At 40.2% G+C, this 18,638-nt stretch carries 17 protein-coding genes; 4 read left to right on the plus strand and 13 right to left on the minus strand.

The window, feature by feature from the left end; all coding sequences use genetic code 11:
* Positions 1-20 precede the first annotated feature (20 nt).
* Entirely contained in the window at positions 21-905 is an 885-nt protein-coding gene (locus tag ACNSN3_RS12605) for a Fic family protein (RefSeq protein WP_418607594.1), read from the plus strand.
* A 62-nt stretch (positions 906-967) separates the two neighbouring features.
* On the opposite strand, the gene ACNSN3_RS12610 is transcribed toward ACNSN3_RS12605, so the two are convergent.
* Positions 968-2,152: an NAD(P)/FAD-dependent oxidoreductase gene (locus ACNSN3_RS12610; RefSeq protein ID WP_010391644.1), complete on the minus strand. Its 1,185-nt coding sequence runs from the start codon at positions 2,150-2,152 to the stop codon at positions 968-970.
* Between the two features lie 307 nt (positions 2,153-2,459).
* Here ACNSN3_RS12610 and ACNSN3_RS12615 point away from each other — a divergent pair, with 307 nt between their 5' ends.
* The gene (locus tag ACNSN3_RS12615; protein WP_418607596.1) at positions 2,460-4,592 is read left to right on the plus strand and encodes a S8 family peptidase; all 2,133 of its coding nucleotides are present in this window, start codon (positions 2,460-2,462) and stop codon (positions 4,590-4,592) included.
* Between the two features lie 72 nt (positions 4,593-4,664).
* Here the strand turns inward: ACNSN3_RS12615 and ACNSN3_RS12620 are convergent, their stop codons facing one another.
* The 7 genes from ACNSN3_RS12620 to rplU form a co-directional block, all read right to left on the minus strand.
* Positions 4,665-5,138, minus strand: coding sequence for a peroxiredoxin (locus ACNSN3_RS12620; RefSeq protein ID WP_054201940.1), 474 nt, complete (start codon positions 5,136-5,138; stop codon positions 4,665-4,667).
* Between the two features lie 64 nt (positions 5,139-5,202).
* The gene (locus tag ACNSN3_RS12625) at positions 5,203-7,143 is read right to left on the minus strand and encodes a methyl-accepting chemotaxis protein (RefSeq protein ID WP_418607598.1); all 1,941 of its coding nucleotides are present in this window, start codon (positions 7,141-7,143) and stop codon (positions 5,203-5,205) included.
* Positions 7,144-7,335: 192 nt separating this feature from the next.
* Entirely contained in the window at positions 7,336-7,710 is a 375-nt protein-coding gene (locus tag ACNSN3_RS12630) for a DUF3718 domain-containing protein (RefSeq protein WP_054201942.1), read from the minus strand.
* A gap of 82 nt (positions 7,711-7,792) precedes the next feature.
* Positions 7,793-8,284, minus strand: coding sequence for a type 3 dihydrofolate reductase (gene folA / locus ACNSN3_RS12635; protein WP_171036849.1), 492 nt, complete (start codon positions 8,282-8,284; stop codon positions 7,793-7,795).
* Between the two features lie 74 nt (positions 8,285-8,358).
* Positions 8,359-9,510, minus strand: a complete 1,152-nt coding sequence (gene cgtA, locus ACNSN3_RS12640; protein WP_055012496.1) for an Obg family GTPase CgtA — start codon at positions 9,508-9,510, stop codon at positions 8,359-8,361.
* Between the two features lie 154 nt (positions 9,511-9,664).
* A complete protein-coding gene (gene rpmA, locus ACNSN3_RS12645; protein WP_008114963.1) occupies positions 9,665-9,922 on the minus strand; it encodes a 50S ribosomal protein L27 in 258 nt (85 codons plus the stop codon).
* 16 nt (positions 9,923-9,938) lie between these two features.
* A complete protein-coding gene (gene rplU / locus ACNSN3_RS12650) occupies positions 9,939-10,250 on the minus strand; it encodes a 50S ribosomal protein L21 (protein WP_004587921.1) in 312 nt (103 codons plus the stop codon).
* Positions 10,251-10,673: 423 nt separating this feature from the next.
* On the opposite strand from rplU, the gene ispB reads away from it, so the two are divergent.
* Entirely contained in the window at positions 10,674-11,645 is a 972-nt protein-coding gene (gene ispB / locus ACNSN3_RS12655; RefSeq protein WP_008114958.1) for an octaprenyl diphosphate synthase, read from the plus strand.
* A 76-nt stretch (positions 11,646-11,721) separates the two neighbouring features.
* Here the strand turns inward: ispB and mdh are convergent, their stop codons facing one another.
* Entirely contained in the window at positions 11,722-12,654 is a 933-nt protein-coding gene (mdh, locus tag ACNSN3_RS12660) for a malate dehydrogenase (protein ID WP_008466462.1), read from the minus strand.
* Positions 12,655-12,879: 225 nt separating this feature from the next.
* Here mdh and argR point away from each other — a divergent pair, with 225 nt between their 5' ends.
* Positions 12,880-13,347: a transcriptional regulator ArgR gene (argR, locus tag ACNSN3_RS12665; protein WP_008466460.1), complete on the plus strand. Its 468-nt coding sequence runs from the start codon at positions 12,880-12,882 to the stop codon at positions 13,345-13,347.
* A 55-nt stretch (positions 13,348-13,402) separates the two neighbouring features.
* Here argR and ACNSN3_RS12670 read toward each other — a convergent pair whose 3' ends face one another.
* From ACNSN3_RS12670 to ACNSN3_RS12685, 4 genes are read right to left on the minus strand one after another with little or no spacing between them, the layout of a single operon-like run.
* Entirely contained in the window at positions 13,403-14,302 is a 900-nt protein-coding gene (locus ACNSN3_RS12670; protein WP_054201945.1) for a Dyp-type peroxidase, read from the minus strand.
* 39 nt (positions 14,303-14,341) lie between these two features.
* Positions 14,342-15,394 carry an ABC transporter ATP-binding protein gene (locus tag ACNSN3_RS12675; protein ID WP_418607603.1) on the minus strand — a complete coding sequence of 351 codons (1,053 nt, stop codon included), beginning with the start codon at positions 15,392-15,394 and terminating at the stop codon, positions 14,342-14,344.
* Complete coding sequence (locus ACNSN3_RS12680; protein WP_418607605.1) at positions 15,395-17,026, minus strand: ABC transporter permease; 1,632 nt, start codon at positions 17,024-17,026, stop codon at positions 15,395-15,397.
* Positions 17,026-18,030, minus strand: a complete 1,005-nt coding sequence (locus ACNSN3_RS12685) for a Fe(3+) ABC transporter substrate-binding protein (RefSeq protein ID WP_248528922.1) — start codon at positions 18,028-18,030, stop codon at positions 17,026-17,028. The genes ACNSN3_RS12680 and ACNSN3_RS12685 overlap by 1 nt, the downstream gene beginning before the upstream one ends.
* Between the last annotated feature and the right edge of the window lie 608 nt (positions 18,031-18,638).

The following is an 18,638-nucleotide window of genomic DNA, read 5'->3' on the forward strand; positions in this document are numbered from 1 at the left end:
CATTTTCAATCTCAGCCAGCATGACTCACAGCATTGCAAATATTAGTGAAGCTTTAGGTAAAATCAGTGCCTTATATTCGCCAGCAACTATTGAGCACTATAAGCAACAAAAACTCACCTCTATACAAATGAAAAACTCTGAATTTCAATTTACAGTATCTGACCTATCAAGCCCAGATAGCTTATTAGCTCTGCATCGCAGCTTAATGAAAAATAAGACTGAAAAGTCAGGCCGTTATAGGGAGCAAGGTCTAGCGTTAAAAAATGGCTTACAAATGGCACCACAGGCAATTCGAGTGCCACAAATGGTAGAAGAATTATTTGCGTGGTTTAATACAACTAACCACCACCCTCTAATCAGTAGTGCAGTATGCCATTATGAATTACAGTTTATTCAACCGGTTGCACAGGGTAATACTGAGTTAGCGTGTGTGTGGCAAACCCAACAATTATCACAATGGCATACGCTGTTTTCATTGCTAAACATTCATAACTTAATAGCGGCAACACGCCAACGATACTTTGAAAGCATTAACCTAAGTACCAAAACCGGTGACTCATCCGTGTTTATTGAGTACATGTTAGAGACATTACTTTCAGCATTAGATATTTTAGAAAGTGATTTAAAATCAATAACAAAAAGCCAAACCCCACAACAACCCCCTCAAGTTAAAAACACTATACACTTAGACATACAAGCCCCCCAAGTCATCGCTTTAATAAATGTATTTAACCAAAGCGAAAAACCATTAAACCGACAAGAGCTACAAAACCAGCTAGGGTTAAAAGATCGAAAACATTTTAGAGAGCGCTATTTAAAACCTGCAATTGATGCAGGCATAATCGAAATGACTATTCCCGAAAAACCGAATAGTAAAATGCAGCAATATAGACTCAAAAGTTAGAAATAAAAAATGCCACTTAAGAGCTTAAGTGGCAGGTTTAATAAGCCGCGCTGAGCGACTTTTTACGCGTATTGCCCAGCGGCAAATCCACAGCTCCACGCGTATTGGAAATTATAGCCTCCTAGCCACCCCGTTACATCGGTCACTTCACCAATAAAGTATAAACCTTTGGCTTTTTTAGCCTCAAATGTTTTTGAGCTTAGCTCATCGGTATCTACACCACCTAAAGTCACTTCTGCGGTTCTGTAACCTTCGGTACCATTTGGCTTAATTTGCCAAGCATGAATATAATCCGCGAGTGCATCTATTTGGCCATGCGTTAGCTGGTTAATATTGCAATCAGGAATAGCTTTACTGTCATAGAGTATTTCAACAAAACGCTTAGGTAAGATAGTAGCAAGGCTATTTTTTAACGATTTTTGCGCTTGCGTTTCTCGCCAATCGGCTAGCTGTTGCTTTAAATCGAGTTCAGGTAATAAATTGATCGTCACCGCCTGACCTGCTCGCCAAAATGAGCTTATTTGTAATATGGCAGGCCCGGATAAGCCGCGGTGAGTAAATAAAATATTCTCTTTAAATACAGTGCCATCTTCGCTTGCAACTTCACAAGAAATACTAATACCCGAAAGCCCTTCAAAACGCTCTTTATCGTGCTGATGTAAGGTAAAGGGAACTAGAGCGGCCATCGTCGGCAATACCTTTAAGCCAAATTGCTCTGCAATTTTATAACCTATTGGCGTCGCGCCAAGTTTAGGCATAGTTAAACCGCCAGATGCGACAACTAACGACTCACAGGTCAGTGTTTCTTGCTCAGTTGTGACACTGTAACCTGTTGCTGTTTTAGCTACATTTAACACTTCGCTGCGTAGTTTAATTGTAACACCCGCCCACTCACACTCTGTTAGTAAAATATCAACAATGTCTTGTGCGCTATTGTCACAGAATAATTGTCCCAATGTTTTATGGTGATACGCCAAACCATGTCGGTCTACAAGCTCTACAAAGTCATGCTGGGTATAACGACTTAAGCACGACTTTACAAAATGGGGATTAGTGCATAAATAGTTATTAGGGCTCGCATTTTCGTTAGTAAAGTTACAACGCCCGCCGCCACTAATTAAAATTTTACGTCCTGGCTTTTTACCCATATCAAGCACTGTAACACTTCGGCCGCGATATCCTGCTTGTGCTGCACACATTAAACCTGCAGCTCCGGCACCGATCACTATCACATCAAGGTGAGTCATTTGGTCATCTCTTAAAAACTTTGGTGAATTATAACAAAGTTTCGGTAACAACAAGATAGCTGTTATATTGTTTTTAATTTATCAATAAAGATTAAATAATGATAAAAAGCACCAAATAAATCTAATACATTAGGATCGTCAACATAATAAAAACAAATACAAAACGACTGAAAGCTTACTGAATTCACGGTTATAACTAAATGAAATAGGCACATACGTATTTAATATTTCAAAATAGTTAACAGATCATTTACCTTTGTACCCGCTTTGTGGCTTTCCACAAATAATAATAAAACTAAGGGTAATTATGACTTCTAATGATTCATTTAAAAAATGCGCTGTTGCGCTAACAATAAGTACACTATTTGCAGCCAGCTCAAGCATGGCAAATCCAGCACAAGCAATCTCACCTTCTATGGCTGAAACCTCAGCTAAAATGCAAAATCAAGGTGGGTTTGAAACTCAGTTCATTATCAAATATAAAAATAATAGCGATATGATGAACGTATCAACAGCTGAAGCATCGCCTGCAATGATGAACAAAAAAGCGCAAAGCTTTGTAAAAAACTTCACCTCAAAAAAAGGTAAAGTTAAAGCTAAATATATCCGCGCAATGGCATTGAATGATCATCACGTAATGCGTGCCGACAAAAAGCTCAATGCTGAAGAAGCACAACAGTTTATGCAAGAAATGGTCAATTCAGGCAATGTTGAATACATTGAAGTCGATCAAATGTTAAAACCATTTGCAACACCAAACGACCCTCGTTATGGCGACCAATGGCATTACTATGAGCAAGCCGGTGGCCTAAATCTACCAACAGCCTGGGATACTGCTACAGGTAGCGGCGTGGTTGTAGCTGTTCTTGATACTGGTTACCGTCCGCACGCTGATTTAAACGCCAATATTTTACCTGGCTACGATATGATCTCTAATCTATCAGTCGCTAATGATGGCAATGGCCGTGATAACGATGCTCGCGATCCAGGGGATGCTGTTGCAGCCGGAGAATGTGGTAACAACGGTGCACAAGGTTCTAGCTGGCACGGTACTCACGTAGCAGGAACTGTTGCTGCGGTAACTAATAACGGTGAAGGTGTTGCTGGTGTTGCTTACGACGCGAAAGTAGTGCCTGTACGTGTGTTAGGTAAATGTGGCGGTTTAACCTCTGACATTGCTGATGGTATTATTTGGGCTTCAGGTGGAAATGTGTCGGGTACATCGGCAAATGCTAACCCTGCTGATGTTATAAACATGAGCTTAGGTGGTGCAGGTGCATGTAGCTCAACGACTCAAAATGCTATTAATACAGCACGCAATAACGGTACTGTTGTTGTTATTGCCGCAGGTAACGATAACGATAATTCTGCAAACTACAACCCAGGTAACTGTAGTGGTGTTGTTAACGTTGCATCAGTTGGCCGTAACGGTGGCCGCGCATATTACTCAAATTATGGTAGTAATATTGATGTAGCAGCCCCAGGTGGCGCGCAAAGCTTTGCAAATGATTCTGAGGGTGTTTTATCTACTTACAACTCAGGTTCAACAACACCATCAAGCGACAGCTATGGTTTTTCGCAAGGTACATCAATGGCTGCACCTCATGTTGCGGGTGTTGCTGCATTGATCAAACAAGCTAAACCAAATGCGACTCCTGATGAAATTGAAAACATCTTAAAAACAACCACTCGCTCATTCTCTGCAACATGTACTAGCTGTGGCACAGGTATTGTGGATGCTGCAGCCGCTGTTGCCGCAGCATCAGGTGGCACACCACCGCCAACATCAGGTGATAATGAGCTTGTTGATGGACAAGTGAAAACGGGATTAAGTGGTGCAGCAAGTGCACAAGACTTTTACACTATGACAGTCCCAAGCGGTGCCACTAATGTTACTTTCACTATGAGCGGTGGTACAGGTGATGCTGACTTGTATGTACGTGCTGGTAGCAAACCAACTACCTCTACATACGACTGTCGCCCTTATAAAGGCGGTAACAGTGAAGAGTGCTCTATTGATAACCCAACCCCAGGTACTTATCATATAATGTTAAATGGTTATTCTGCCTACACTGGTGTTAGCTTAGTCGGTAACATTACAGGTGGTTCAACCGGTGGTGGTTCAGGTACACCTCAAGCAGGTGGTGGCACAGTGTCTGATGTTACTGCAAATGCAGGTCAGTGGAAACATTACACGCTAGATGTGCCAGCTGGCATGGCTAGCTTTACAGTAACAACGTCTGGCGGCACCGGTGATGCAGATTTATTTGTAAAATTTGGCAGTCAACCAACTAGCTCAAGCTATGATTGTCGTCCTTATAAAAATGGTAACGCTGAAACATGTACATTTAGTAACCCTCAAGCGGGAACATGGCATCTAAGCGTAAATGCGTATCAAACCTTTTCTGGTTTAACGCTAAGCGGTCAATACCAGCCGTAAACTACTTTCTCCTTAGATAAAAAAAGCCGATACATATGTATCGGCTTTTATTCAATACTTAAAACAGCTTAGTTATAGCTTGGCTAAAACGGCTTCAGCACTACTTATTACAAATTCTTTTTCTTGTTCTACAAGTAATTCACTAACAACACCATTATCTACAACCATAGCGTAGCGCTTAGAACGCAAACCACCAAAGCCAGCAGTATCTTTTTCAAGCCCTAAGGCACGAGTAAAACTGGCATCGCCGTCTGCAAGCATATCTATATGTTCTGCATTTTGTGACTCGCCCCATGCTTTCATAACAAATGCATCATTTACCGATACACAATAAATAGCGTTAATACCCTTAGCCTTGAATTTATCAGCTAGCGCGATATAACCAGGCAAATGAGCATTGGAACAAGTAGGCGTAAAAGCACCCGGCACTGCAAATAATACAACTTTTTTATCTGCGAATAATTCATTATTAGTGAGCGTTTGCATACCTTCATCACTAAGCTGAGATAAACTTACTGCAGGTATTGTTTGACCTTGCTCTATCATATTAATTCCTTAGGGTAATTACATAGTCTTTTAGCATACAGATTAATATTTAATTCGTCTTCGATTAATCGCTGTTGTTATCTAAACCTAGACCTTCTTTAATAGATGTCATTTGCAACTCTAACTGCGAGCCTATATCAGCAACTAATTCACTCGACTCACTTACTTGGCTTTTCATATCATGCATCGATAGAGTAAAGCCTTGGAGCAACTCATTTTGCTGTTTAGCCAGCTCCATTGCATCAATCGCAACTTTATTAGCCTGCTGCGCATTGCCCGCGACTCCTTCAGAGTTTGCTTTAAGCTCTTGAGCATTTGCGGTTTGTAATTGTGCATCCTCAGTTAGTGCATTGATTTGTTTATAAACCACTTGAGAGTTTTCACTTAGTAGCGCCAACTGATCATTGATCTCTTTTAACGAACCTTGGGTTTGCATTGCTAATTGCCTTACCTCATCGGCAACTACGGCAAAACCTCGACCTTGCTCACCGGCTCTTGCTGATTCTATCGCAGCGTTGAGCGCGAGTAAGTTTGTTTGCTCAGCGATGGTACGTATAACCGTAATAATATTACTCACTCCTTGCACCCCACTCAGTAATTCCTGAACACTATGCATCCCATGCTCAATACGTTGCTGTGTATCAGAACTGGCATTAAGCATACTTTTAGCAAAACCAACACTTTGCTGCATTGCCTCATAAGTACTTTGGGCATTTTCAGCAGCCTGAGCGTTAATATGATTAACCTGCTCACCAAGTTGCTGAATATTAAGAAGCAGTTCTTCATTGTGATTTACCTGCTGATAACTCGCATTACTTTTTTGCCCAATAGTATGTAAATGCTCACTCATTTGCTGCATAAACTGGCTGACTACATTGAGCATATTCGCTCTTTCTTGCGCTTCTAAACGCTGGCGCTCAATTAGCTGGTTAAAATACTGTGCTATTTCTCCTACCTCTGTTTTAGGATTATTCACTGTAATATTTTTTAACTCATTACTTTCTATTAAAAATGCAAACCCATCTCGCAGTTGTCGTAAAGGCTGTAAAACCTGTCTGCGCTGTACCCAATAGACACTAAAAGCTAATATTACTAATCCGCCTATTGCTATTCCAAACACCCAAAACACTTGTCGTTTCACGTTATCTTGCTGTGCTTTTAATGTTTGCTCTGCCTCAATCACTGTTTTTGATACTAAACTAATTTGTTCACGTAACTCATTCGTTCCAGAATCACGTTGTTTTGATTGCGATAAAGTACTGCTTAAATCGCGCAAATAACGTTTAGGCCAACTCACCAACTCCGCTTTTATTTCAGCTGCCAAATCTTCCGGTTCCTCATCTACAAATAAAGCAAACTCATCAACCTCAGTCATTACCCCTAAGTTCGGTAACTGCTCAATATTTATAGCTAGTAAATTTAGGGTTTTTATACTTTGTTGCAGGTTTTTCTCTACCTCAGGTTGGTAATCATTGATCAACTGGTAAGTCGATAAAGATAAATTAACCACTTCACTGTAATAATCACTCGCTAATTTATAATAATTAAGAGCGTTACTGGTTTGCATTGGTGCTTTTTGCGCATAATTAATGAGTGAAGAGGCTGAGCCGGCCATTTGTCTAAGCGCGTTATCTAACAGCGCAGTTTCATTGCCAGATAGTTTTCCAAGTGCTCTGTATTTACCATTAATATCTGTATTTAATGAAGTTAATTGTGCAGCTAAACGAATTTCTAATTCAGGAGGCAGCACCGTTAACTGTTGCGCTTTAAGCTGCTCAATCAAGGTCGATGATTGTTTTAGGTATTGGCTATTACCTTGTACTAAATAACTTTCCAAATGATCGGCAAGCTCGACCATTATGCTATTTTTTAATTGGCTATATGCGCTATCTTGTTGCTGAAGTTTAAGTAATGTATGGCTTGCCCATAACAAGGTAGCGGCTAAAAGGATACTTGCTAACGTTAATAAAATGGCTAGTAAACGGGTAAAAAATGATACACGCATAAATATATCTCAAAACTGACATACACATAGAGTATTGAGTTTTTATGACATTTTTATGTAATAAGAGTAATAAGGATAAATACTCAGGGGGAACTAGACTTAAAGGTAGTTAAACAGGGTGTAAAATGACAATTTATCTAAGTAAAAAAAACCGCGTTTAAACGCGGTTTTTTTTATTAATTAAGCTTTTATTTAAAGGCCTGCGCGGTCTTTAATAATAGGGATTAAAGGTGATCCAGCATGATTTGCCTCAGCCCAAGCAATATCGGCACCATCTTCAAGTGAGCTCTTTGATAAGTTTTTAACAATGTACTCGCCTGTATCAACTGCATTACTTGCAACAGCGTGACGCAATAAGTTATTACCATTACAGAAAACTGCATCATAGATATTACGAACTTTCACACGTGAACTTTTTAATTTGCTACGCAGACGGTTTTTATCATCACCAGCAATGTATTCACAGATTGAAACAGCTAACTGATCATTAGCGCTTGCAGGCGCAGTATAAGCAAACGAACCCGCTGCAATAGCAGCAATTACAACTAGCTTCGGTAATTTAATCATTGATTGGACACCCTATATTAATACTTTTTTCGTACTCGACTGTTTAATATTGTACCAACACGCTCAGATTTTGGCAATAATGTTAAGAGATTTTATTCAAAGTTACGAACTTATAACTATATTTATTTTTATCATCAGGAGCCATCAACATTTCATCTTCAATTTGCCAACTTGCAACATTTTGGTAATCAGGAAACTGTGTATCCCCTTCTACATCTAAGTCAATAAAGGTTAAATACAACCGATGTGCTTGCCCTAAGAACTGCTGGTAAATGTTTCCACCGCCAATAATCATAACCTCTGCAACATCATTAACAAGCTCAAGTGCAGCCTCAGGCGTGGTTACTGTTTCAATTCCCGCTGCTTTATATTCAGTGTTGCGAGTAATAATAATATTGCGACGCCCAGGCAGCGGCCTACCTATCGACTCAAATGTTTTACGCCCCATAATAACGGGCTTACCAGAGGTTACTTTTTTAAAGTGCTGAAGATCGCCAGGTAAGTGCCATGGCATTTTATTATCTAAACCAATGACACGGTTGTTTGCCATTGCTGCAATCATTGAAATTATCACACTAAACACCTAATTCTTTATTATTAAAAAATAAAAAAGGAGCGTTAGCTCCTTTTAAACATATACAATTATCATTAACGCTCGTAGACAACTTCTACGTCGTAATCATCTTCATCCCAATCATCCCAGTCATCATCATCGCCTTTAGTGGCTTTTTGATGGTAGGTATCCCATTTAAATTCAACCTCTTCGTCTGCAACTTCAACAAACTTTTCTTTAGGCATGTTATCAAGTAGCGTCATGATGTCGTGAATTAATGGCTGAGTATTCAATTTATTAATTGCAGCAATACTATAAATATTTTCAGACTCACCTAACTCTTCTGCAATTTGCTCACATAAGGCCTTGGCTTCATCTTCTGGCAATAAGTCAATTTTATTAAATACTAACCAGCGAGGCTTTTCAGCAAGCTTAGGGCTGTACTGATGTAGCTCGTTAATGATTGCAAAAGCATTATCAACAGGATTTGAACCATCAACTGGCATAACATCAATAATGTGCAATAACACACGACAGCGTTCTAAATGCTTTAAGAAACGAATACCTAAGCCTGCACCATCCGATGCACCTTCAATCAAGCCAGGAATATCGGCAATGACAAATGATTTATTTGCTTCAGGACGAACAACACCTAAGTTAGGGATAAGCGTAGTAAATGGATAATCTGCTACTTTAGGTTTTGCAGCCGATACGCTGCGAATAAAGGTCGATTTACCGGCATTTGGTAAACCCAGTAAACCTACATCAGCGAGCAGCATTAGCTCTAACTTAAGGTTACGTACTTCACCAGGTGTTCCGAGTGTTTTTTGACGTGGGGCACGATTGGTACTTGATTTAAAACGCGCATTCCCCAAGCCATGGAAACCGCCTTTTGCAACCACAATTCGTTGACCATCTTGGGTTAAATCCCCTAATGATTCTTGTGTATCAACATCAATGATACGTGTGCCTACCGGTACTTTTACAATCAGATCTTCACCTTTTTTACCAGTACAATTACGGCTTTGACCGTTAGTACCGCGTTCTGCTCTATGAAAACGCTCGAATTGATAGTCAATAAGGGTATTTAAGTTTTCATCAGCTTGTAGATAAACACTACCACCGTCTCCACCGTCACCGCCATCAGGTCCACCATCTGGAACATATTTCTCACGACGAAAAGACACGATGCCGCTGCCACCGTCACCAGCTTCTGCGCGAATTTCTACTTCATCTACAAACTTCATGATTACTCACTTTAGGGATTGGCTTGTTAATAACTCTATTATATACCTAAGTGGCCTATAGAGCACACTGAGCATAAAAACACTTGGGTATATATTTAGAGCTGCTTAAAACAAAAAACCCCGCAAAGGCGGGGTTTTTTAACTACCTTACTGATTACTCAGCTACGATAGTTACGTATTTACGGTTTAAAGGACCTTTTTGTTCAAACTGAACTTTACCATCTGCTTTTGCGAAGATAGTGTGGTCTTTACCGATACCTACGTTTGCGCCTGGGTGGAAACGAGTTCCACGCTGACGAACAATGATGCTACCCGCTAGAACTGATTCGCCACCAAAACGCTTAACACCTAGGCGTTTGCTTTCTGAATCGCGACCGTTACGAGTACTACCAGCTGCTTTTTTATGTGCCATTTCTAAGTACCTCTAATTAAGCGCTAATGCCAGTGATTTTAACTTCTGTGAACCATTGACGATGGCCCATTTGCTTACGAGAATGCTTACGGCGTCTAAATTTAACAACCTTAATCTTCTCACCGCGACCGTGTGAAACAACCTCAGCTGTTACTTTACCACCGTTTACGAACGGTACACCAATCTCGATCTTCTCACCATCAGCAACTAAAAGTACTGAATCAAATTCAACTGCTGCACCAGTTTCAACGTCTAATTTCTCAAGACGAATTGTTTGACCTTCAGTCACACGGTGCTGTTTACCACCACTTTGGAAAACCGCGTACATAATTAACTCCGTCTGTGCGCCCTCAAATCGACGCAACTAAAATATTCTTCAATAGGGCGCGAAGTTTACGCTAATGCGAAAAAACTAGCAAGCCTCTTTTTGTAATTAAATGAATAAAAAGTAGCTGCATTGAGAGCAATTCAATATTTCCCCTATTTTATATTAAAATCCCCCTTTGCCAAGCGCTTTTTAACGGTTAGAGAAAATAAATTAGCAATCGCAAAGCAAGCCCACGCAGTTCAATTAACCGTCAAGGATGATTCAAATTTAAACCGCGCTGTTTAATCATTTATTCACCAAGTTAATAGGTCATTTAACCTACTTAAGGGTGTTTTTTTAAGGAATCATCACAAAATATCGAGCTAATGCGTTTTTTGTTGTACAATCTGCGCCGTTCACACATTAAAATTGGCTCGGAGATCAATGGATATAAAAGCTATCCAGGCGTTAATCGAAAGCGATATGAATGACGTCAATCAACTAATACATGCGCAAATGCGCTCAGATGTGGCGTTAGTTAATCAACTTGGTTTGTATATTGTTAACAGCGGTGGCAAACGTGTTCGCCCCATGTTGGCTATTTTGGCGGCTAAAGCGCTAGGTTACCAAGGTAAAGATCACATTACGCTAGCAACAATTATTGAATTTATTCATACCGCAACGCTTTTACATGACGATGTAGTAGATGAATCTAACTTGCGCCGTGGCACACCCACAGCAAATGCCGAGTTTGGTAATGCCGCCAGTGTTCTCGTGGGAGACTTTATTTATACTCGCTCGTTTCAGCTAATGGTAGGCCTTGGTAAAATGCAGATAATGCAAGTATTAGCCGATGCAACCAATATTATTGCTGAAGGCGAAGTGCTGCAATTAATGAACTGTAATGACCCAGATACTACTGAAGCCAGTTATATGCAGGTTATTTACTCTAAAACCGCCAAGTTATTTGAAGCTGCAACCGGGCTAGCTGCTATTATTACTGAGCAAGATGACAGTGTATTAAACGCACTTAATTTGTATGGTATGCATTTAGGCACTGCTTTTCAGTTAGTGGATGATGTTTTAGATTACAACGCTGATGCCGACCAACTTGGTAAAAACATTGGCGATGATTTAGCTGAAGGTAAGCCGACGTTACCTCTTATATATGCAATGCAACACGGTAGTGAGCATCAAACACAGTTAATAAGAGACGCTATTGAGCACTGTAATGGTATGGAGCATCTAGATGAGATACTCGCTGCACTTAAACATACCAATGCCCTTGAGTTCACTATGCAAAAAGCAGAGCAAGAAGCAGAGAAAGCAATTGCTTGTTTAGATTGCTTAGCTGAATCAAGTTACAAGCAAGCATTAATTAGCTTAGCTAGAATAGCGGTTGATCGCGACCACTAAGTTATACTGTGTAGATAATTCCGAGCAATAAAAAAGCCTGCAAATGCAGGCTTTTTTTATGGGTTAATTTTGGCTATTACGCCATAAAATCAACACCTTCTTTAATGTCTTTTTTCAGAGTTTCAAGCATGTCATTTTTTGCTTGCTCTTCAAATGCGCTTAGTGTGCCGTAAGAAAGAATTTCTTCTACGCCATTTTTACCTAAACGTACTGGATGTGCGAAGTACTCTGCATCGCCATTTTCAACAGCAACGTATGCATAATCTACAACGTCTTCACCTTGTAAGCCTTTAACTAAAGACATACAAAAACGTGCAGCAGCAGCACCCATTGATAATGTTGCAGAACCACCGCCCGCTTTAGCATTAACTACTTCAGTACCCGCGTTTTGGATACGTGGAGTCAGTGCAGCCACTTCTTCATCAGTGAAAGTAACACCTTCAACTTGAGAAAGTAACGGTAGGATAGTTGTGCCTGAGTGGCCACCAATTACTGGAACTTTAACGCTTGCTACGTCAACGCCTTTAAGCTCAGCAATGAACGCTTCAGAACGGATCACATCGAGTGTTGTAATACCGAATACACGTTTAGCATCATAAGTACCTGCTTTTTTAAATACTTCAGCAACAATTGGTACAGTGCCGTTAACTGGGTTAGTAATAATACCCACAAGCGCTTTAGGACAGTTAGCAACAATGCCTTCTGCTAGTGTTTTGATGATACCAGCGTTAACATTAAATAAATCAGCACGATCCATACCTGGCTTACGTGGCATACCCGCTGGGATAAGAACGATATCACAACCTGTTAATGCTTTATCTAAATCGTCAGCACCAAAACCTGCAACTTTAACATCTGTTGGGATGTGAGAAAGGTCAACAGCAACACCAGGAACTACTGGCGCAACATCATATAGTGATAATTCAGAGCCAGCTGGTAAACCTGTTTTTAATAATAAAGACAACGCTTGACCGATACCGCCTGCAGCACCTAATACAGCAACTTTCATTGGAATTCTCCGTGATTTGAGGTAGGAAATATTTGTGGTTCATAAGATAAAGAAATTAACGACTAAAAACAAATTTATCCTGCTTATTTTAGCTATATTTTCGACCATAGTTGTAAACTTTGCTGTTTAAACGCAGCAAAATGGCAACTTAAGCAAACAACTGCTGCATAATTATGCATTTTTGTGTAGAATTTGCAGTATCTATTACATAACTAATTAGACACTATGCAACCACAAGATAAACAAGAAGCATTGGTTAAAGCCTTTAAAGCACTTTTAAAAGAAGAAAACTTTGGCTCACAAGGCGAAATAGTTGATGCGTTAAAAGAGCAAGGCTTTGATAATATTAGCCAAAGTAAAGTGTCGCGAATGTTAAGTAAGTTTGGCGCGGTACGCACCCGTAATGCAAAACAAGAAATGGTATACTGTTTACCCGCCGAAATGGGGGTACCAACCGCTAAGAGCCCATTACGCCAGCTCGTTATTGATATTATGCATAACGAAATGATGATTATTATTCGCACCAGTCCTGGAGCTGCTCAACTCATTGCGCGTTTACTTGATTCATTAGGCAAAGCAGATGGCGTACTAGGTACTATTGCTGGCGATGATACTATTTTTATCGCACCAGCTAAAATCTCAGAAATAGACCTCACACTAGAGCGTGTTCGTATTTTATTTGATACGGTTTAATCACTAACGCTGTAATAAAGACGGCTATGAATAATACATAGCCGTTTTGTAATTTTTATAACTGCTTTAAAAATCGTACTGAGGGGGCAAAAAATGCAGAGCCCATATCCGCCTGAGTAAAATCAAGCCAGTGATCATAATTCTCTCCCTGCCCTAGTCGGCTAGTTAGCACTTTTTCGAATGCATCCCCTTTAGCAGAGCACGTAATCACTAACATACCTTGCTCATACACATCGCCATAAGGCATGCTTTGGTTAAGTAACAGTGCCTGACCTTGTTCGTCTTTTAATTCACTTCGGGTTGCATGGCTGCTCTCAAGTGCGGGGCTGAGCAAGGTATTATCAAGGCGTGTACGACCCATTATTTGCTCTTGTTCATGTAATGACAAATGCTGCCACAGGCTCAAGTCATGTTTATAGCGCTGCACATGAATGTAACTACCTTGATCTTCAAAACTATCAGGTTTGTTTACTAACGCCGTTACGCGTTTTTGACGGCCATGTGGGGTATCGCCCGCATAAATAAAACCATTAAAATCACGACCATCTAAAAAACGGAAATTACGAACTTGCTCTACCAGCTCAACATCAGGGGTGAATAGTTTGAGTATTTGTAGTGCAAACAAGTGGTTCACGTCTTCTCTGTCTGAGCGGATTTGCACAAACAAATCACATGGCCTTGCACTCATAACAAACTCGCTATGGGTAATATTAGGAAAGCTTTGCAGCTCGCTTGGCATGAAATCAGGTAAGATATGCGGCCAATATTGCGCACCAATTGCCACCATGCAAGAAAGCATAGATTCAGAAAACTGATCACTAAACTCATCTTCAATATCGCTCACTTGTTTAAGCTTAGCGCGAAGTGATTCGTCGTGACCATCAAGTACATTAAAAAATAAGTGCAAACCGTGTAAGTTTGCTTCAGCACAAATCCCTGATTGCGCTTGCGCCATTGTTATTCCTTACTTTTTAGAGCAAAACACAGTGATTAATTACGATTTAAAAAAATTCACCGTGTGCGGTTTTATTTTTATTATAACCTGTTCATTAATTTCAAATGACTGGCCATACTGAGCTGCAACTTCTATTTCTTGTTCAGCAATAACGACAGTATATACATAAGCAGAGCCAATAAAGCGACTGCTTAGAATTGTAACGCACTCACACTGCAGTTCGTTATTGTTACTACTGGCAAGCTCAAGCTGGTGTGGACGCACATAAATAACCCCCTTTTCAGCCACTGCGTGTTGCTGTGGCAGTATTGATTTAACCACACCAAACGGCGTTTCATATTCAGTGGCTGTTAATGCAGTTGCGCTTAAGTATATGCCCTGACCCAGAAACTCTGCAACCTCCTTTGAACTTGGTTTAGCAAAAAGCTGCTCTGGCGTTCCTTGCTGCGCAATTTTACCTTGGTGCATAACAGCAAGTGTATCTGAAAATGCAAACGCCTCTTCTTTTGAGTGAGTAACAAATACTGCCGACACTTGTTGAGCTTTAATAATACGTCTTATATCAGCGATTAATTCAAATCGGACTTGGGTATCAATATTAGAAAACGGCTCATCTAACAATAGTAAGCTGGGTTTATAAGCTAATGCACGCGCAATCGCTACCCGTTGCTGTTGACCACCAGAGAGTTGATGTGGATATCTATCCGCGCAGCCAACCAAGTGCACAAGTTTTAACATTTCATCCACGCGAGCCTGTTTATCCGTTTTGCTCATACCGCTTAGACCAAAGCCAATATTATTCGCCACCGTTAAATGTGGGAACAATGCGTAGTCTTGAAACATCATGCCAATATTACGATGCTCTGGTGACACAAACGTATTGGCGTCACTGACTAACTTACCATCAATAAATACCTGTCCTTGTTTGGCTTCAATTAACCCTGCAATGGCTTTAAGCGTGGTGGTTTTGCCGCAGCCACTGGCACCGAGTAAACACACTATTTCGTCTTTACCTAAGGTTAAGTCTAAATCATCTACAACCTTAGTCCCGTTATATGCATAGCTCACACCTTGTAAAATCAAACTACTCATTTAACTACGTTGCTCCATTGAACGATTAATAAAATATAACGGAATAAAGCCTACCACCACTATAAATAAAGCTGATATGGAGGCCAGCTCTAATTGTTCATCGCTAACATATTGAAACACGTGCGTAGCTAAACTTTCAAAATCAAAAGGCCTTAGCAGTAAGGCTGCGGGCAGCTCTTTCATACACTCAATAAATACCAATAAACCAGCGGTTAATAAGCCTCGGCGTAATAAAGGCAAATGCACTAAGCGTAATGTGTGGCCTTGGCTTTTCCCCATTGACTGACTTGCCATATCAAGCGAGGGGCTAATGCGTGAAAAGCTCGACTCTATAGCACCATGAGCAACTGCGTAAAAACGCACAATATAAGCAAAGATAATCGTTAGTAAACTACCAGTAAGTAATAAACCAATATCTAAGTTATAAGGAGTCAGAATGCGGTTAATAGTATTTTCTAATAGGGTGAGTGGCAACAATACAGCAATAGCTAATACTGTCCCAGGGAGTGCATACCCGGTACTTGCTAAGCGCCCAGGTATAAGTGGGTTTGCTTGTTTTGCAATGCGCTGATAAAACACCACTAAAACACTCAAAACAATAGTCACTACACTCACTACTGCGGCCACTTTCAAACTTTGCCATGCATAGCTAAAAAATTCACTACTCCACGCTTGATCAAAATACGTGATTGCATACTTGAGCAAAACAACCATGGGAATAATAAATGAGATTATTAAAATAAGGCTACAAAAGCCTGTTGCTAACCATGCAGACTTACCTTTAAGAATATAAAGCGCCTCACTGTTCACACTTGACTGACGCTCAAATACAGCTTGGTTACGACGGCTAAAACGCTCGGTGATCAATGCTAAGAATAGCAGTAACAACATCACCCCTGAAATTTTTGCTGCTGCAGTTAATGAGTAATAACCAAACCAAGTATCGTATACTGCGGTGGTTAACGTACTGACTGCAAAGTAGCTAACGGTAGCAAAATCAGCCATGGTTTCCATGCTGATCAAAGCAAGTGCCGCAACAATAGCGCCACGAGAAAGCACTAGGCTTACTTTAAAAAAGCTTTTCCATGCACTTAATCCCATTAATTGGCTTGCTTGGACTAATTTAAAGGATTGTTCACGTAATGCGGTTTTAAAAATTAAATATAAATACGGGTAGAGTACCAGCGCAATCATGATGATAGCCCCTGGCAAAGTACGTATATCAAAAAACCAGTAATCACTGGGTGATTGCCAACCAAACCACTCTCTTAGTGTTATTTGTAGCGGCCCCGCGTAGTCGAGTAAATCAGTGTACACATAAGCAATAATATAGGTAGGCATGGCAAGCGGCAGCATCAATGCCCATTCAAACTGTTGTTTGCCAGGAAAACGGCAATAAGCGGTGAGCCAACCCAGTGGCAACGCAATCAGGCAGCTAAGTAACCCTACACCTAAAACCAGCAATACGGTATTACTTATATAGTCCCACAGCACGGTATTCCACAGGTGGGTAAATACCTCTGAGTCGCCTTGTAAAGATTCTACTAGTAGAAAAAACAACGGGGTCGACAGTAATAAACCCGTCGACCACGCAATAAGCTGCCACTTCGACAGCTGAAATTTATAAGTCATTAAAGATCGAACTTCACCTCATCAATTAGCTTAAGGGCTAATGGACGATATTTGCTAATTTCATCAAGCGGTAAGCTGTCTTCCTTAAAGCTTCCCCATGATGCAACCAAACTTGAAAGCTTAACACCTGGCTTGACCGGGTACTCCATATTGAGCGAGGCATACATATTTTGCGCCTTATTGTCGGTCATATACTCTATAAGTTTCAAGGCATTTTCAGGGTTTTTAGCATACTTAGTAATTACCGCACCCGATACGTTAATATGCGAACCACGGTTAGTTTGGTTTGGAAAATTAATATTAACCGCATCTGCCCACGGTTTTTGCGCTTCATCTTGCAACATTTTACCTAAGTAGTAACTGTTACCTAAAGCTAAATTACATAAACCTTCTTTAACGGCTTTCACTTGCGCACGGTCATTTCCCTGCGGCTTACGCGCTAAATTCGCTTTTACACCCTCAAGCCATGTTTTAGTCTGGACTTCACCATGATGAGCAATCATGGAAGCCACTAACCCTAAGTTGTACGGGTGCTTACCAGAGCGAGTACAAATTTGACCTTTATATTCAGGTTCGGCTAAATCTTCATAACTCAGCTCAGGTAATGGACCTAAACGCTCTTTTGAAGAGTAAACATTACGCACTCGTTTAGTGAGCGCCACCCACTGACCATCGCCATCACGAAATGCAGCCGGCACATTATTATTAACCTGCTCGCTCTCAATAGTTTGCGTTAGCTTTAGCTCTTCTAACTGAATTAACGCACTAAAGTTTGAGGTTAAAACTAAATCTGCTTTGCTGTGCTTGCCTTCACGCTTAACACGCTCGATTAGGCCTTTTTTAGCAAACACAACATTAGTTTTAATGCCTGTTTGCTGTGTAAAATCATCTAAAATAGGTTTAATTAAAAAAGGTTGTCTAAATGAGTAAATATTCACAACATCGGTTGCAACAGCAGGTGCTGAGATAATTAGTCCAACGACAAGCGCTAGTGTTTTTTTCATATTTTCTTACCTGACTAATAATTATTATCATTAATTTTACCGCGATGAACTAAAAAGTGCACACTTTATATAATTACTTAGTGATAAATACGCCCAAAAAAGAAAACCCTTGTAAGATATCTCTTACGCTTATGGCAGTAAATGAGTAAAAACACCCTGCATAACACCCCATAAATACAGCAAGCCATTGTATTTTAAATAATTTATAAATATTTCATTTGTAAGAACATAAACCATAAGCGGTTTTATCCTACATTTACTGCAAATCACTCTCTATAATTAACCCATAAATAAGCAACGACGCTTACCGAGTAAATGGAAACGGATTAACTACTCGAATACCAAGGTTTGGTTTTTAGGATAACAGGGATTTAAGGACAGGCTCAGGATGAGTATCGCAATGGATTGTTGCACAAGGGATAGCATCAGGATGATGCATAATGGATAACAACATCGGAATAGTTGTTTATAAAGGATAGGGAACAAAAAGGACAGGCCTTAAAGGCAACACAACGGAATGGTAACAAAGGGAATGCACTCGGATGTGCAATAAGGATTGGTAATAGATTTTACCATACAGGATGTTTTAGGGATTTATGGAGACAGGC

The organism is Pseudoalteromonas sp. US3C1004 (genome assembly GCF_048401065.1).
Lineage (GTDB): Bacteria > Pseudomonadota > Gammaproteobacteria > Enterobacterales > Alteromonadaceae > Pseudoalteromonas > Pseudoalteromonas undina.